Genomic DNA, 14,085 nt, shown 5'->3' on the forward strand with positions numbered 1-14,085 from the left:
AGTTGTGCAAGCGTTTTCATTCTGGGTGCGGTATGCCCCTAGGATGGCACCCATGCTCAGCCACGTAATCCCCGGCACCGGTGCAGAAACCGGCCCGGCCCTTGTCCCCCTGCACGCCGCCTCCAGCGAACATGACCGGCAGTGGTGGCGTTCTTCCGTCATCTACCAGGTGTATCCGCGCTCGTTCCGGGATCTCAGCGGCGACGGCATCGGCGACCTGCCCGGCATCACCGCCGAGGTGGACTCGCTGGCCGAGCTCGACATCGATGCGCTGTGGCTGTCCCCGTTCTACAAGTCCCCGCAGAACGACGCCGGGTATGACGTGGCCGATTACTGCTCCGTTGACCCGCTGTTCGGCACGCTGGACGACTTCGACGCCCTGGTGGCAAAGGCCTCCGGACACGGCATCCGGATCATCGTGGACCTTGTGCCCAACCACTGCTCCAACGAACACGCACTCTTCCAGTCCGCCCTGGCGGCCCCCGCCGAATCCCCCGAGCGCGACATGTTCATTTTCCGGAACGGCTCCGGAGAAAACGGAGACCTTCCGCCGAACAACTGGCAGTCCCATTTCGGGGGTTCCGCATGGACCCGCACCACCAACACGGACGGCACGCCGGGCCAGTGGTACCTGCACCTGTTCGATTCCAGCCAGCCGGACTTCAACTGGGACAACCCGGCGGTGCGCGCCGAGTTTGAGCGGGTGCTCCGCTTCTGGCTGGACCGCGGAGTCGGCGGGTTCCGCGTGGACGTAGCCCACGCCCTGGTGAAGAAATCAGGCCTCCCGGACTGGGGCGGCCGGGCGGACGGCTGCTCGTCGGAGGGTTTCCCCGGCCACGAGGCACCGATGTTCGGCCAGGCCGAAGTGCACGACATCTACCGTTCCTGGCGGAAGCTGCTGGAGAGCTACGACGGCGAGCGCGTGCTGTGCGCCGAAGCCACCATCGATCCCCTGGACCGGCTCTCGGACTGGGTGCGTCCGGATGAAATGCACCAGACCTTCAACTTCGCCTACCTGCACCACGACTGGCAGGCCGGCGCCGTCCGCCACGTCATCCAGTCCTCCCTCGAGGCCTTCGACAAGGTGGGGGCGCCCACCACCTGGGTGCTCTCAAACCACGACGTCGTACGCCACGCCACACGCTTCGGCCTCGAAGGACACCAGGACCGCCCGGGCGACGGCCTGGGGCCCGATGACCGCCAGCCCGACTATGAGCTGGGGCTCTCGCGCGCCCGCGCCGCAACTCTGCTCATGCTCGCCCTGCCCGGCGGCGTCTACCTCTATCAGGGAGAGGAACTGGGGCTGCCGGACCACACCACCATGCCGCATGACTTCCGTGAGGATCCGACCTACCACCGCACCGGCGGTGCCCGCCTGGGCCGCGACGGCTGCCGCGTCCCGCTGCCCTGGTACTCCGCTGCCGACGGCTTCGGTTTCAGCAGCACCGGCGCTTCCTGGCTGCCCCAGCCCGCCGAATGGGCGTCGCTGGCCCGGGATGTGCAGCGTGAAGATCCGGCCTCAACCCTGAACCTGTACCGCAGCGCACTGGCCGTGCGCCGGGAGTACGCCCTGGGCGCCGGATCACTGGCCTGGTGGCCCGGCGTCAACAACGACTCGGTGGTTGCCTTCCTGAACGGTGAAGTGCTGACGGTGCTGAACATGGGTGCCGAGCCGCTGTACCTGCCGGAGGGTGAGGTTCTGGTGGCCAGTGAAGCCGGCTCCGGGAGCGACGGCGTCCTGCTGCCCAACCATGCCGTCTGGCTCCGGCTAGGCTAACTCCGGATAGGCAACCCGGGTTTGAGGCACCGGACCTGAGGGTCCGGTGCCTCAACTCTGTGGGTCCGGCGCAATGAAGCACTACCAGAACCGAGGATCGTACATGGCAGGGATCAAAGACGTGGCCGCCCGCGCGGGAGTCTCGTCGGCCACGGTGTCGCGCGCCCTGAGCGGCAACGGCAAGGTCTCCGAGGCCACGCGCCGGAAGGTTCAGGCGGCAGCCGACGAGCTCGGTTTTGTCATTTCCTACAACGCGTCGTCCCTGGCCTCCGGGCGCAGCCGCAACATCGGGATTGTCATGCCCACCGTTGGCCGCTGGTACTTTTCGCAGGTGCTCGAGGGTGCCGCCGCTGCACTGATCGACGCCGGCTACGACCTGACCCTGTACAACACCAGTGACGGCCCGGGGCACCGCGAAAGCGTGCTGACAGAGATGCTGCGGCGCCAGCGGCTGGACGCCGTAATTGCGGTGGCGCTCAAACTCACCGATGAGGAACTGGGCCAGCTGCATGCGGTGGGCAAGCCGATTGTCGCCATTGGCGGGCCCCTGCCGCAGACCCACACCATTCGGGTGGACGAGGCCAACATTTCGGTGCTGGCTACGGAGCACCTCATCGCGCTGGGCCATACGCGGATTGCCCACATTGGCGGCGGGGAAGAGCGTGAGCGTGATTTCCGGCTGGGCAGTACGCGCCGGGACGGGTATGAACAGGCGATGGGCCGGGCGGGCCTGGAAAGCCTTCACATTAATAGTCCGGACTTCTCCGTTGCCAGCGGCGTGAGCGCCGCCAAGACTCTGCTGGCTGCTCCCCGAAACCGTCCCACCGGCATCTTCTGCGCCTCGGACGAAATTGCCGTCGGGACTATTCTTGCCGCCAGGGGCCTGGGACTGCGCGTTCCCGAGGACCTGTCCGTGATTGGGATCGACGGCCACGAACTCGGTGAGGTTTTTGGGTTGACCACCATCAGCCAGGACCCGCGGGGACAGGGAGCCGCCGCCGTCGCCGCCGTACTCTCGCTCCTGGCGCAGAAACCGCCGGAAGCCGACTGGATCCAGCGGTTTTATCCGACCGAGTTCGTCGTCCGCTCCAGCACCTCGGTACCGGCGGATCTGCGCAGCTGACCCGCCGGTACCGTGCCCGCTGCGGCGCCCGGGGCCATGCCCTCGTCTTCGGCCCTGAACCGTGCTTGACTAAAACGTCAGTCCGCCCGGCCGAAGGAACTCCGCCCTCCCATGTCGCTCTTTCTTTGGATCCTGCAGATAGTCCTGGCCCTGCTGTTCATGGGAATCGGCGGGCAGCGCCTGACACGTTCCGCGCGGCAGCTCAGACGGCTGCCCTGGACCGACGGATATCCGCCGGCAGCCATCCGGGCCCTGGGCGCCGTGGAGATTGTTGCGGGCCTGAGCCTGCTGATCCCCGGCCTGCTGGGCTGGTCCCCCCTGCTTACTCCCGCTGCCGCCGCGGGGCTGGTGCTCCTGATGGCGCTGGCGGTGGCCATGCATCTGCGACGCGGCCAGCGCCAGGCGGCAGTCCTCCCGGCTATCCTTCTGGTAATGGCCGCGATTGTGGTGTGGGGGCGGCTTACGCAGCTGCACTGAGCCCCGTCCCCGGCCGGTACCCAAAGACAGATTCCCAGGGGAGCGGAGCGGGATGGCAGGAACAACGGATGCCGTGGCGGAACTCTATGCGCTGATGCCCGAGGAGTTCACGGCTGCCCGAAACCGGCGCGCTTCAGAGGCAGCGAAGGCCGGAGACAAGGCCCTGGGCAAAGCAATCCGCTCCCTGCCCAAGCCGTCGTCGGCCGCTTGGCTGGTCAATATGCTGTCACTGCACCGGGCAGAACTGATCTCCGAAGTCCTTGAACTGGGCGCCGTCCTGCGGGAAGCGCAGAATGACCTGGACCAAAAACAGCTGCGCCATCTCAGCGGTGAACGCCAGCGCCTGCTCCGCTCGGCCGCGAGGGAGGCACAGAACCTTGCCAAGGAGCTGGGGCATCCGGTCAGCGCTGCCGTCGGGGCCGAAGTTGAACAAACCCTGTGGGCTGCCATGACGGATGCGGATGCCGCCGCAGCCGCAGCGAGCGGCCAGCTGGTCCGCGGGCTGGAAGCCAACGGGTGGGATCCGGTGGACGTGGAGGGTGCCGTTGCAGACCCCGGTTCGGTGCGGCCGCCGGCCTCCGGAACACATCGGACCCGCTCCTCCCCTTCCCCGGGAGCTGGCGGGGACGGCGGGGACGGCGGGGACGGCTCGGGGCCGGCGTCGAAAACGTCCGCCAGTGCCGGCACCGCCGCCCAGGCCAGAAAGGAGAAAGCTGCGGCGGACCGCGCCCGCCGTGCCGCCCGTTCCTCCCTGGAGGAAGCGCAGCGGGACGCGGCACGGGCCGAGGACGCGCTGAAGGAAGCCCAGGACGAGGTTGACGCCGTTGCTGACCGGCGCGACGAGCTGACGGATGAAATTGACGAGCTGCGCGAGCGGATCCGTGACCTGGAGCGTGAGGTGGCTTCCGTGGACCGCCGTGCGGGGACGCTGGAACGGGCACGCGATGCCGCCCGCCGCTCGGCGCGTGCGGCGCGCCGCGCCGTGGAAAAGGCGCAGACCAAGCTGGAGGGGCTGGGCTAGGACGCCGCACCGGAGCCTGCCGCGGATCCCGCACAGCAGGTCGGCAACCGGTAAATACGCGCAGTTTTTTCGCCCTAATTATCCGCGGGCAACGGTGGTACGTTCGAAATTCGACAGACATTACTCCCCTTTGGAGGAATCATGACTGACCACGTTGCCCCCGTCAGCGACTGCGCCGTCCACAGCTGCGACTACAACCACGACGGCTGCACCGCCTACGCCATCACGGTAGGCGGCGCCCCCGACCACGCCAGCTGCTCCACCTTCATCGACACCGCGGAAACCGGCGGCCTGCCCAAAGTCCTGGCTTCCGTGGGCGCCTGCCTGCGCAGCGAATGCCGGCACAATGACCACCTCATGTGCACCGCCCATGACGTCAAAGTCGGCCCGGGCGCTGAACTGGCTGATTGCCTGACCTACCAGCCGCGCTAGCTGTACCGCAGGGTGCAGATGTCCTCCCACGATCCGGGAATGTGATCCAAGCCTCATCAGCCTGTAGCGTTGGAGGCCACAAACCCGCTTCAAAGGAGAGTTATGCCCGGCTTGGACACCGCTTTGACACCGCTTCGTTTTCTGGAGCGCGCAGCACAGGTCCATCCGGACAAAACAGCGATCATCGACGGTGACCGGCGCCTGACCTACCGCGAGTTCGCCGCGGCGGTGACCCGCACGGCGCAGGCCCTGCAGGCCTCGGGCCTGACAGCCGGCGGCCGGGCTGCCTTCCTCGGCACCAACTCCGCCGAGCTGCTGATCGCCCATTATGCCGTTCCCCTGGCCGGCGGCGTCCTGGTACCGCTGAATACGCGGTTGTCTCCGCCCGAGGTGGCCTACATCTGCAACCACTCGGGTGCCGCCGTGCTGTTCGGAGATCCGGACCTGCTCCTCGCCCTGGGTTCGGTGGAGCTGGAGACGGTCACGGAGGTTATTGCCGTACCCCTCCAGGACGGAAGCCCCGGCACCGTGGAGGGCACGACGTCGTACGCCGATTTCCTGGCGCGCGGCACCGACAGCCCGCTCTCCTGGGACGTGGCGGATGAAGACGCCGTCATCACGCTGAATTACACCTCCGGCACCACCGGCCGCCCCAAGGGCGTGATGTACACCCACCGCGGCGCCTACCTGAACTCGCTGGGCGAAGTGCATCACCAGGGCTTCACCGCCGACAGCGTTTATCTGTGGACGCTTCCCATGTTCCACTGCAACGGCTGGTGCACCACGTGGGCCCTGACCGCAGCCTCCGGAACGCAAGTCTGCCTGCGCGCGGTCCGGGGCCCGGACATCTGGCGCCTAATCGATTCCTGCGGCGTGGACCACCTCGCCGGTGCGCCAACGGTGCTCAGCGCCATTGCCACCGCAGCGGAAGCCCATGAGCTGGATCATCCCCTGACCATCGTGACCGCCGGCGCACCGCCGAGCCCCACCATCATCACGAAGATCCATGAGCTGCGCGCCGCCGTGGTGCACGTCTACGGACTCACGGAGTCCTACGGACCGTATGCCGTCTGCGAACCGCAGGCCGCATGGGCAGCACTGGACGGCGAGGCCCTGGCCCGGAAGATGGCACGCCAGGGTGTGGGCATGCTGACGTCGGACCGGCTGCGGGTGGTCCGCGACGAGGTTGGCGCCACCGGCGAGCTGACCGATGTTGCCGGCGACGGCGTCGAGATGGGCGAGATTGTCATGCGCGGCAACTCGGTGATGAAGGGTTACTACCGCGACGACGACGGGACGGCCGACGCCTTCCGCGGCGGCTGGTTCCACACCGGCGACCTCGGCGTTATGCATCCCGACGGCTACGTCCAGCTGCTGGACCGGTCCAAGGACGTGGTGGTTTCCGGCGGCGAGAACATCTCCACCATCGAGGTGGAACAGGCGCTGGCCAGCCATCCCGCGGTGGCCGACGTCGCCGTCATCGGCGTCCCGGACGAGCGCTGGGGCGAGCGGCCCAAGGCCTTCGTTGTGCTCGCACCGGGCCGGAAGGTCACCGAAGATGACCTCGTGGCCCACGTCAAGGCCCGGATCGCTTCCTACAAGGCACCCCGGTCGGTGGAGTTCATTATTGACCTTCCTAAGACGTCCACCGGAAAAATCCGCAAGAATGAACTGCGGTCACAGGAATGGGAAGGCCGGGAAGCCCGCATTAACTAAAGGCGTCCCGCGGCGCCGGTTCTCGTCACCGCGTTTCCCGGGGAACATCTTTGAGCAAGGGAGAAATTCATGGCTGCCGTCGTGCTGGGCTGGAATCCTGCCACCGCGTTTGGTGCCGGTCCCGGCCGTGCGGACTACCGCACGGCGGCCTCCACCGTGCAGCGCACCGGGCTCTACGGCACCCGGTGGCGGGTAGGCCGGGGCCAGCAGCTGGATCCCGGGACCGACGCGTGGCTTTTCGCCCAGGGCCGGCACGGGCGCGGACTGCTCGGGCACGGCGTCGTTGCCTCCGCACCCCAGCCCGGTGCGGCCCTGCCGGCCCGGCTCGGCCTGCTGGCCGGCATCGTCTTTGACCTGCTCCTCCCGCCGGGCGACGCCCTGCCCGCCGATGGGCTGGCGGAGAGCGTCCCGGACCTGAACTGGAACGCCGTCCGCAGCACCGGAACCGCGGTTCCGGACCAGGCCGAGGTGCAGCTCCGGGCGGCCTGGACCACGTTCCTGCGGTCCCGCCCCGTTTCCGGGGACTGGCTTGCCGCCGCCGACCCCACAGTCCCCCTTCCGGGAAGCCTCCCCCAGGACAGCCTGCGGACCGTGGGAATCAACCGCTACGAGCAGGATCCCGACGCCGTCCGGCAGTGCGTCTCTTTTCACGGCACCTCCTGCGCGGCCTGCGGCTTGTCAATGGAGCAGGTTTACGGTCCGGCCGGCGCCGCCTTTGTCCAGGTGCACCACATTGTTCCGCTGTCCTCCATCTCCCCGGACTACACACTGGATCCGGTGGCGGACCTGGTGCCGCTGTGCCCCAACTGCCACGCCGTGGCTCACCTCGGGGTACCCGATCCGTACACGCCCGGTGAACTGCGGCGGATGCTGGCAGCCGCGGCCGGACCGGTGGCCCCAGCGAATCCCCTTGCGGGTTCGGTCCCCACCAACGAGGAACTGGAAGCCCAGGCGGATGCGGCACGCCTGCGGGACAACCGGTAGCCCGGTGCGCGGCAACCAGCAGAACAGGAGCACTCCGTGGCAGAATCGTTAGCGCCATGACCATTCCTGCCAGCACCTCAAAATCCGTCCGAGTGGACGCCTGGTTGTGGGCCATCCGCGCCTACAAGACCCGGTCCGCTGCCACTGCGGCCTGCCGGGCCGGCCATGTCAGGCTCAACGGCAACCCGGCCAAGGCGGCGCAGCCGGTCCAGCCCGGAGACACCATTCGGGTCCGCCAGCCGGGGTACGAACGGATCCTCGAAGTCCGTCAGCTGATTGCCAAGCGCGTTGGTGCGGAGGCGGCTTCCCACTGCTTCACCGACCACACACCGCCGCGGCCGGTGGGTCCGGCGCTGGGGGTTCCCCTGCGGGACCGCGGCGCCGGGCGCCCCACCAAGAAGGACCGCCGCGAGATCGACCGGCTGCGCGGCGACCGCTAGGGAGTTCCGGCGGCGCTCGGCTTCAGCTGGTCATCGACGAATTTTGGAGCGGCGGCTGCCATGCCGGCAAAGGCCATGATGACGGAGGAACAAGCCAAAATCGTGAGGGGAAGAGTCCAGCTTCCCGTTGCGGAGTGCAGGGCACCGATCGCAAACGGCCCGGCAGCCGCCAGCAGGTAGCCCACGGGCTGACAGAAGCCGGACAGTTCTGCCGTGACCCGGGGGTCCCGGGAACGTCCCGTGATGAGGGCCAGCGCCGTCGGAAAGGCGAACCCGCCGAATCCCAGCAGCAGCGCCCACAGCCACGGTACGGCACCGGGAAACAGCAGCAGCCCGATATACCCCGCACCGGTGGCGGCTGCCAGTGCCGCAACATACACGCGCAGGCCCGGCGCACGCGCCACCAGGGCAGGCATGATCAGGCCGCCGGGGATGCCCAGCGAAGCGATGATCGCCATCATGAAGCCCGCCTGGGACTGGCTCAGTCCCGCATCGCGGTAAATCTGCGCCACCCAGCCGAACTGCACATAGGCGTTCATGGACTGGACGCCGAAATACAGGCACAGGGCCACTGCGGTGCCGGACGACGTCATGCGCAGCCGGCCTGCGTAAGGCAGCGGTCCGCCGGCTGCGGTTCCGGCTGCAAGATCGGCTGCACTCCCGGTTCCTGCGCGTCGCGGACTCCTGCCGCGGAACGCTATGACAATCCAGGGCACCGCGGCGATGAGTGCCGCGGCACCCCAGACACGCAGGCTGACCTGCCAGCCGTCCGCCCCGCCTGCCGCCAGCGGGGCGGCAATCAGCAGCGGAATGGTTGCGCCCACGGCCAGCGTGGTGCCGTAAACGGAGTTCAGCAGCGCGGTCCGCGCTCCACCGTGCCGTTTGATGAACGCCGGGACCAGGATGTTGCCCACCGCCATGCCGGCAAAGGCCAGCACCGTGAGCAGCAGGAAAGCCACCTGCGATTCGACGACGGAGCGCAGCAGCAGCCCGGCAGCAACGGCGGCTACTCCCGCGGCGATGGTTCCGTTGATGCCGGCCCGCCGGGACATCGCGACGGCAAGGGCTCCGACGACGGCGAAGGTGAGCCCGGGCAGCGCCGTCAGGACCCCGGCCAGGGTTGAGCCCATCCCGAGCCCGGCCTGGAGCTCGGCCAGCACGGGACCCACCGACGTCGCGCCGGGCCGCAGGTTGACGGCGACGAGGACGACGGCGGCGGCCGCAGCCCACAGCGGCAATGTCAGGCGCGGCCGGGTCCTGCCGGCTGTCTGTTTTCTGGCTTCACTCACCCGGCCTTTCTAGCACGGGCAGCGCCAAACACCTCCGGCCGCGTGTTCCGCCCGCGTCACGGAACGGAACAGGCGGCCGGAGGAAGGGTTCAGGCGGAGGCGGGCTGAGCGGCCCGGCTGTCTCCGGTTTCCACGAACCGCTGGTGCCAGGACAGGGCTTCATCGAGCAGATGCGGGGTGTGCTTGCCGAAGCTCTCGCGGCAGGCCCGGTCGAAGTAATCCTGCAGCAGGGGCTGGAAGTCCGGGTGTGCACACTTGTCGATGATGGTCCGGGCGCGCTGCTTGGGCGAGAGGCCGCGCAGGTCGGCGAGTCCGCGTTCGGTGACCACCAGCATGGTGTCGTGCTCGGTGTGGTCCACGTGGCTGACCATGGGCACGATGCCCGAGATCTTGCCGCCCTTGGCAGTGCTCGGGGACAGGAAGGCGGAGAGGAAGCCGTTGCGGGCAAAGTCGCCGGAGCCGCCGATACCGTTCATCATGGCCGTTCCGGCCACATGGGTGGAGTTCACGTTGCCGTACAGGTCGGCCTCGATCATGCCGTTCATGGCGATGCAGCCCAGCCGGCGGATCAGTTCCGGATGGTTCGAGATCTCCTGGGTACGCAGAATAATCCGCTTGCGGTAGAACTCGATGTTCGAGTTGAACTCTTCGATTCCCGCCGGGCTCAGCGAGAAGGAGGTGGCGGATGCTACCCGGATCACGCCGTCGCGGATGAGGTGCAGCATCCCGTCCTGGATGACCTCGGTGTAGGCCGTGAGTCCGGTGTAGCCGGAGGTGGCGAGCCCGCCCAGGACGGCGTTGGCAATATTGCCCACGCCGGACTGCAGCGGCAGCAGCTTGTCGGTCAGCCGGCCGGCCTTGATCTCGTCGCCGAAGAAATCGATCAGGTGCGCGGCAATCTGCGTCGACGTCTCATCCGGGGCGGCGAAGGGCGTCATCCGGTCCGGGGCATCGGTCTCAACGACGGCAATAACCTTGTCCGGATCCAGCCGGAGGTACGGCTCGCCGATCCGGTCATCCGGGTTCACGAGCATGATCGGCTTGCGGTGCGGCGGCAGTGCCGTTCCGTAGTAGACGTCGTGCATGCCGTCCATGGCTGCTGCCTGCTGGGCGTTGACTTCCAGGATGATCTTGTCGGCCTGCTCAATCCAGGTCTTGTTGTTGCCCACGGACGAGGACGGGATCAGGGAGCCATCTTCGTTGATGCCGACGACCTCGATCACCGCCAAGTCCACGTGGCCGTAGAAGCCGAACCAGGTGTACTGGGCGACGTGCCCCAGGTGGATGTCGATGTACTCGAGTTCGCCGTCGTTGATCCGCTTCCGCAGGGTGGGATCGGACTGGTACGGCAGGCGCAGTTCCATGCCGCCGGCCTTCGCGAGCACGCCGTCGAGCTCGGGAGCGGTGGAGGCTCCGGTCAGGACCTTGATCTGGAAATCCTCGCCCCGTGCGTGCGCTTCCTCCATCTGGATGGCCAGGGCCTGGGGAACTTCCTTGGGATAGCCGGCGCCGGTGAAACCGCTCATCGCCACGGTCATGCCGGGTTTGATAAGCGCCGCTGCCTGTTCAGCAGACATCCTGCGCTGCAGCAGTCCTTCGTGGTGAATGCGGTCGTGCATGGTGGCCTTTCCTTAGATGGGACCAACCAACACTATCCGCAAATGTGCCGTGCCTCATATTTGGGAGATTCCGCTTGGGAAAAGCCCGGGCGCAACGGCCGCTTAGGGTGCGCCCTGGTCCTTGTCCAGGTCCGCCTCCAACCCGGAACCGGGTTCAATGACCACCCCGTCTTCGCGCTGCTGAACGCCGGATTCAGCGGGTGCCTGGCGGCTGCGTCCCTGAAGAAGGTTGGCGACGGTTTCCAGTTCGGTGCTGAGCTCGGCGAGCCGGGACGAGCTCGTCTCAACGGCGAGAGCGGCCACGAGTTCGGTCTGACGGCTCCGCAGCTGGGCGAGCGAGGGGGCTGATCCATTGTTTTCCATACTTCATCCTACAAACGGGACCGTTACACTGCCCAAGGCGGCCCGCCATGACAGGAGGATTCATGACTAACCCGACAGATGACGCTTTTCAGGGGTGGCTGGCTTTCCGCAGCGCCCGCAACCGCGAGCTGGGGCAGGAGCACGGCTGGCTGACCCTGACTTCGCTGCAGTGGTTAACGCCCGTTCCCGCACCGGCGGAAGGCCTCCCGGGGCTGTGGTCCGGAACGGAAACGGAAGCGGCCCTGTCAGCAGCCGTCGGCAACGGTCTCACCCTCGTTGAGAGCGGAACAGCGGTTGACGGTACCGTCACTGTTTCCCTTGAGGACGAGGAATCCCTGCTCTGGGTGCAGTTCGGCGGCAGCGACGGCGGACGGATCGTGGTGGAGCTGGCCCGCCGCGGCGGACGCTACGCCCTTCGCACCAGGGATGCGGAGTCCCCCGTGTTCACGGCATTCAGCGGAGTTCCCGTCTTCGATTTCAGGCCGGATCTGGTGCTGCAGGCCCGCTTCGATGCCTATCCCGAGCCGGTGGACGTTCCCATCCGGACCGCGCACCCCGCCGTCGACGGCGTTCACCGCACCGTCGGCGAACTGGCCCTCCGGCTTCCCGGGACGGAGAAGGAATACCGGCTGCAGGTGGGCGCCGAGGGGCCGGACCGCCTGGCACTGACCTTTCACGATGCCACCAACAACCAGGCAACCGCCGGCTGGCGCAAGGTCGCTTTTGCTGCACCCCGGGCCGGATCATCTGCTGTGACAGTGGATCTCAACCGGGCCGTGAACTATCCCAGCGCGTTCACTCCGTACGGCACCTGCCCCATGCCCGTGGGCAGCAACATCATCGGGGAACCCGTGGAAGCCGGAGAAAAACGGCCGGACGGACCGGCACTGCCATGACCGCGGAGCCCGGGCCGTCCGCATTCCGCCGGGTGCCGCTGACGGAGGCCCTGCAGCGCAGCCGCATCATCGCAGTCCTCGGAGTCGGCGATCCGGTCCGGACCGATGCTGTGGCTGACACCCTGGCGGCAAACGGCATCCGCTGCCTGCAGCTGACCATGACCGTTCCGGGCGCCCTGAACTCCATCGAGCGTCTGGCTGCCCGGATGCCCGCAGGCGTCGCCGTCGGAATGGGAGCGGTGATGACGCCGCAGGATGTGGTCCGGGCGGCCGGCGCCGGCGCCCGGTTTATCGCCTCCCCCACTGCCGCTGCGGATGTCATCCATGCCTCCCGGAACCTTGATGTGCCCAGTTACCCCGGCGCGCTGACCCCCGGGGAAGTCCACTTGGCGTGGCGCGCCGGCGCCAGCGCGGTGGGGCTGTTTCCCGCCGGTCCGCTCGGTACCGGCTACCTTGCTGCGGTTCGGACGGCGTTTCCGGACATTGCTCTGATTCCGTCCGGGTCGATCGACTGCGGCGGGACGGCGCCCTGGTTCGCTGCCGGCGCCGCCGGCGTCGCGCTCGGCCGGGACCTTCTCCGGGAGGCCATGCTCCCCGGCGGGGATCTGACGGCCCTGGCCGGGCGGGTGCGGCAGGTCATCGCCGACGCAGAGCCGGGCCCGGGATAGGCGCCCCGCAGCCCGGCGTGCGCCGCGGCACGCTTCCGCGAGATCATGGAGGGAACACCTGCAACCTTCTCCGACCGGAAATGAGACCCCATGACACTCAAAGAGCAGCTCCAGGCCGATATGAAGGCCCACATGAAAGCCGGAAACCGCACCGCGCTGATGACGGTGCGCAACGTTCTCGGCGAGATTGAAACCCGCGAAAAGTCGGGCAAAACCCCGGTTGAGCTCGACGACGTGCAGGTCGTGTCGCTGCTGCAGAAGGAAGCGGCCAAGCGGCGCGACACTGCCGGCATCTACCGCGACGCCGGCGAGACGGAGCGCAGCGACGCCGAAATTGCCGAAGCCGAAATCATCGAAGCCTACCTGCCCGCACCGTTGACGGCTGCGGATGTCCAAGCCATCGTGGACGAGGTCATTACCGAGCTCTCCGCTGCCGGCACGGAACTGTCGATGCGCCAGATGGGTGCGGTCATGAAGCCGGTCACGGCCAAGGTGGCCGGGCGATTCGACGGCAAGGCCGTCAGCGAGATTGTCCGCAGCCGTCTCGCCTGACCTGCCGGCCCGGTAGAGCTAGCGGGCGGCCGCCGGAAGTCCTGACTTTCCGAATCCGGCGGCCGCCACAAAGGCGGTGGCGGTGTTCGGGGCAATTTCGGTCATGCCGGCATCCACGATCAGCGGTCCGGCGCCTGCTGCGGCGGCGAGCGCCTTAAAGTCGGCCCCGCCTGCCGCCCGGACGGAGACCGGACAGCCGCCGTCGAACCAGGTGCTCCGTTCCTGATCGGACAGCGTCAGGTACCAGGCGAGCAGCGCATGGGCCGCCTGCGCTCCGGCTTTGCCCGTCGACATCTCCAGGTCCGCGTTCACCACCACAACCGGCGCGCCCTCCCGGCCGGGCACCGGCTCGTCGTCGGGCAGCTGGGTTCCGGAGACCTGCAGCGCCCGGACTGCCTTGGGCATTTCCTCGTAGGTCACCGGCTCAAAGGCCAGCGCCTGCGCCCGGCCGACGACGACGGTCCCCGACGGCGCGTGCGCCGCCAGTTTCGCGAACGCCTTGGGTCCGGCCCGGCGGACGGTCTTTGTGAACCGGCCGAACACCCAGTTCTCCCATGCGTCGTCGCTGTCCCGCCGCGCGTACGCGCTCACGCTCGCCGCTGCTGCGGCAGCCACGGCGTCATAGTGGGCGGCGGGATCTTCCTTGTCGACGAGCAGGACTATCGGCTGGACGGTGTCGCTGGGTTGCATGTCTCCAGTTTTTCACGACGGAACACCGGTCCGGTCCC

At 67.8% G+C, this 14,085-nt stretch carries 15 protein-coding genes; 11 read left to right on the forward strand and 4 right to left on the reverse strand.

What is annotated here, in order from left to right:
* Nucleotides 1-52: 52 nt before the first annotated feature.
* The 8 genes from WKB88_RS16800 (at nucleotide 53) to WKB88_RS16835 (ending at nucleotide 7,970) form a co-directional block, all read left to right on the forward strand.
* Nucleotides 53-1,777, forward strand: a complete 1,725-nt coding sequence (locus WKB88_RS16800; RefSeq protein ID WP_341395699.1) for a glycoside hydrolase family 13 protein — start codon at nucleotides 53-55, stop codon at nucleotides 1,775-1,777.
* A gap of 103 nt (nucleotides 1,778-1,880) precedes the next feature.
* Nucleotides 1,881-2,900, forward strand: a complete 1,020-nt coding sequence (locus WKB88_RS16805) for a LacI family DNA-binding transcriptional regulator (protein WP_341395700.1) — start codon at nucleotides 1,881-1,883, stop codon at nucleotides 2,898-2,900.
* A gap of 111 nt (nucleotides 2,901-3,011) precedes the next feature.
* Nucleotides 3,012-3,377: a DoxX family protein gene (locus WKB88_RS16810; protein ID WP_341395701.1), complete on the forward strand. Its 366-nt coding sequence runs from the start codon at nucleotides 3,012-3,014 to the stop codon at nucleotides 3,375-3,377.
* 52 nt (nucleotides 3,378-3,429) lie between these two features.
* A complete protein-coding gene (locus WKB88_RS16815) occupies nucleotides 3,430-4,398 on the forward strand; it encodes a hypothetical protein (RefSeq protein WP_341395702.1) in 969 nt (322 codons plus the stop codon).
* Nucleotides 4,399-4,539: 141 nt separating this feature from the next.
* Nucleotides 4,540-4,830, forward strand: coding sequence for a DUF1540 domain-containing protein (locus WKB88_RS16820; protein ID WP_341395703.1), 291 nt, complete (start codon nucleotides 4,540-4,542; stop codon nucleotides 4,828-4,830).
* Between the two features lie 102 nt (nucleotides 4,831-4,932).
* Entirely contained in the window at nucleotides 4,933-6,546 is a 1,614-nt protein-coding gene (locus tag WKB88_RS16825) for an AMP-binding protein (protein WP_341395704.1), read from the forward strand.
* 69 nt (nucleotides 6,547-6,615) lie between these two features.
* Complete coding sequence (locus tag WKB88_RS16830; protein ID WP_341395705.1) at nucleotides 6,616-7,530, forward strand: HNH endonuclease; 915 nt, start codon at nucleotides 6,616-6,618, stop codon at nucleotides 7,528-7,530.
* Nucleotides 7,531-7,586: 56 nt separating this feature from the next.
* Nucleotides 7,587-7,970, forward strand: coding sequence for an RNA-binding S4 domain-containing protein (locus WKB88_RS16835; protein WP_341395706.1), 384 nt, complete (start codon nucleotides 7,587-7,589; stop codon nucleotides 7,968-7,970).
* Here WKB88_RS16835 and WKB88_RS16840 read toward each other — a convergent pair.
* From WKB88_RS16840 to WKB88_RS16850, 3 genes are all read right to left on the reverse strand, one after another.
* Entirely contained in the window at nucleotides 7,967-9,259 is a 1,293-nt protein-coding gene (locus WKB88_RS16840) for an MFS transporter (protein ID WP_341395707.1), read from the reverse strand. The two genes, WKB88_RS16835 and WKB88_RS16840, sit on opposite strands and share 4 nt — an antisense overlap.
* 89 nt (nucleotides 9,260-9,348) lie before the next feature.
* Nucleotides 9,349-10,878 (reverse strand): acetyl-CoA hydrolase/transferase family protein, encoded by a 1,530-nt coding sequence (locus WKB88_RS16845; RefSeq protein ID WP_341395708.1) that lies wholly within the window; start codon nucleotides 10,876-10,878, stop codon nucleotides 9,349-9,351.
* 102 nt (nucleotides 10,879-10,980) lie between these two features.
* On the reverse strand, nucleotides 10,981-11,241 hold the full coding sequence (locus WKB88_RS16850) for a hypothetical protein (RefSeq protein ID WP_341395709.1): 261 nt from the start codon (nucleotides 11,239-11,241) through the stop codon (nucleotides 10,981-10,983).
* 62 nt (nucleotides 11,242-11,303) lie between these two features.
* On the opposite strand from WKB88_RS16850, the gene WKB88_RS16855 reads away from it, so the two are divergent.
* From WKB88_RS16855 to WKB88_RS16865, 3 genes are all read left to right on the forward strand, one after another.
* The gene (locus WKB88_RS16855; RefSeq protein ID WP_341395710.1) at nucleotides 11,304-12,137 is read left to right on the forward strand and encodes a DUF1684 domain-containing protein; all 834 of its coding nucleotides are present in this window, start codon (nucleotides 11,304-11,306) and stop codon (nucleotides 12,135-12,137) included.
* Complete coding sequence (locus WKB88_RS16860; RefSeq protein ID WP_341395711.1) at nucleotides 12,134-12,805, forward strand: bifunctional 4-hydroxy-2-oxoglutarate aldolase/2-dehydro-3-deoxy-phosphogluconate aldolase; 672 nt, start codon at nucleotides 12,134-12,136, stop codon at nucleotides 12,803-12,805. Before WKB88_RS16855 ends, WKB88_RS16860 begins: the two co-directional genes overlap by 4 nt.
* Nucleotides 12,806-12,895: 90 nt before the next feature.
* Nucleotides 12,896-13,357 carry a GatB/YqeY domain-containing protein gene (locus WKB88_RS16865; RefSeq protein ID WP_341395713.1) on the forward strand — a complete coding sequence of 154 codons (462 nt, stop codon included), beginning with the start codon at nucleotides 12,896-12,898 and terminating at the stop codon, nucleotides 13,355-13,357.
* Nucleotides 13,358-13,375: 18 nt separating this feature from the next.
* Here WKB88_RS16865 and WKB88_RS16870 read toward each other — a convergent pair whose 3' ends face one another.
* Nucleotides 13,376-14,047 carry an aminoacyl-tRNA hydrolase gene (locus WKB88_RS16870; protein ID WP_341395716.1) on the reverse strand — a complete coding sequence of 224 codons (672 nt, stop codon included), beginning with the start codon at nucleotides 14,045-14,047 and terminating at the stop codon, nucleotides 13,376-13,378.
* Nucleotides 14,048-14,085: the final 38 nt, after the last annotated feature.

Origin of the sequence: Arthrobacter sp. G119Y2 (assembly GCF_038069765.1) — a bacterium.
GTDB lineage: Bacteria > Actinomycetota > Actinomycetes > Actinomycetales > Micrococcaceae > Arthrobacter_B.

Coding starts and splice junctions, on each gene's coding strand:
- WKB88_RS16800 (WP_341395699.1), top strand. CDS start 53: ATGCTCAGCCACGTAATCCCCGGCACCGGTGCAGAAACCGGCCCGGCC.
- WKB88_RS16805 (WP_341395700.1), top strand. CDS start 1,881: ATGGCAGGGATCAAAGACGTGGCCGCCCGCGCGGGAGTCTCGTCGGCC.
- WKB88_RS16810 (WP_341395701.1), top strand. CDS start 3,012: ATGTCGCTCTTTCTTTGGATCCTGCAGATAGTCCTGGCCCTGCTGTTC.
- WKB88_RS16815 (WP_341395702.1), top strand. CDS start 3,430: ATGGCAGGAACAACGGATGCCGTGGCGGAACTCTATGCGCTGATGCCC.
- WKB88_RS16820 (WP_341395703.1), top strand. CDS start 4,540: ATGACTGACCACGTTGCCCCCGTCAGCGACTGCGCCGTCCACAGCTGC.
- WKB88_RS16825 (WP_341395704.1), top strand. CDS start 4,933: ATGCCCGGCTTGGACACCGCTTTGACACCGCTTCGTTTTCTGGAGCGC.
- WKB88_RS16830 (WP_341395705.1), top strand. CDS start 6,616: ATGGCTGCCGTCGTGCTGGGCTGGAATCCTGCCACCGCGTTTGGTGCC.
- WKB88_RS16835 (WP_341395706.1), top strand. CDS start 7,587: ATGACCATTCCTGCCAGCACCTCAAAATCCGTCCGAGTGGACGCCTGG.
- WKB88_RS16845 (WP_341395708.1), bottom strand. CDS start 10,878: ATGCACGACCGCATTCACCACGAAGGACTGCTGCAGCGCAGGATGTCT.
- WKB88_RS16850 (WP_341395709.1), bottom strand. CDS start 11,241: ATGGAAAACAATGGATCAGCCCCCTCGCTCGCCCAGCTGCGGAGCCGT.
- WKB88_RS16855 (WP_341395710.1), top strand. CDS start 11,304: ATGACTAACCCGACAGATGACGCTTTTCAGGGGTGGCTGGCTTTCCGC.
- WKB88_RS16860 (WP_341395711.1), top strand. CDS start 12,134: ATGACCGCGGAGCCCGGGCCGTCCGCATTCCGCCGGGTGCCGCTGACG.
- WKB88_RS16865 (WP_341395713.1), top strand. CDS start 12,896: ATGACACTCAAAGAGCAGCTCCAGGCCGATATGAAGGCCCACATGAAA.
- WKB88_RS16870 (WP_341395716.1), bottom strand. CDS start 14,047: ATGCAACCCAGCGACACCGTCCAGCCGATAGTCCTGCTCGTCGACAAG.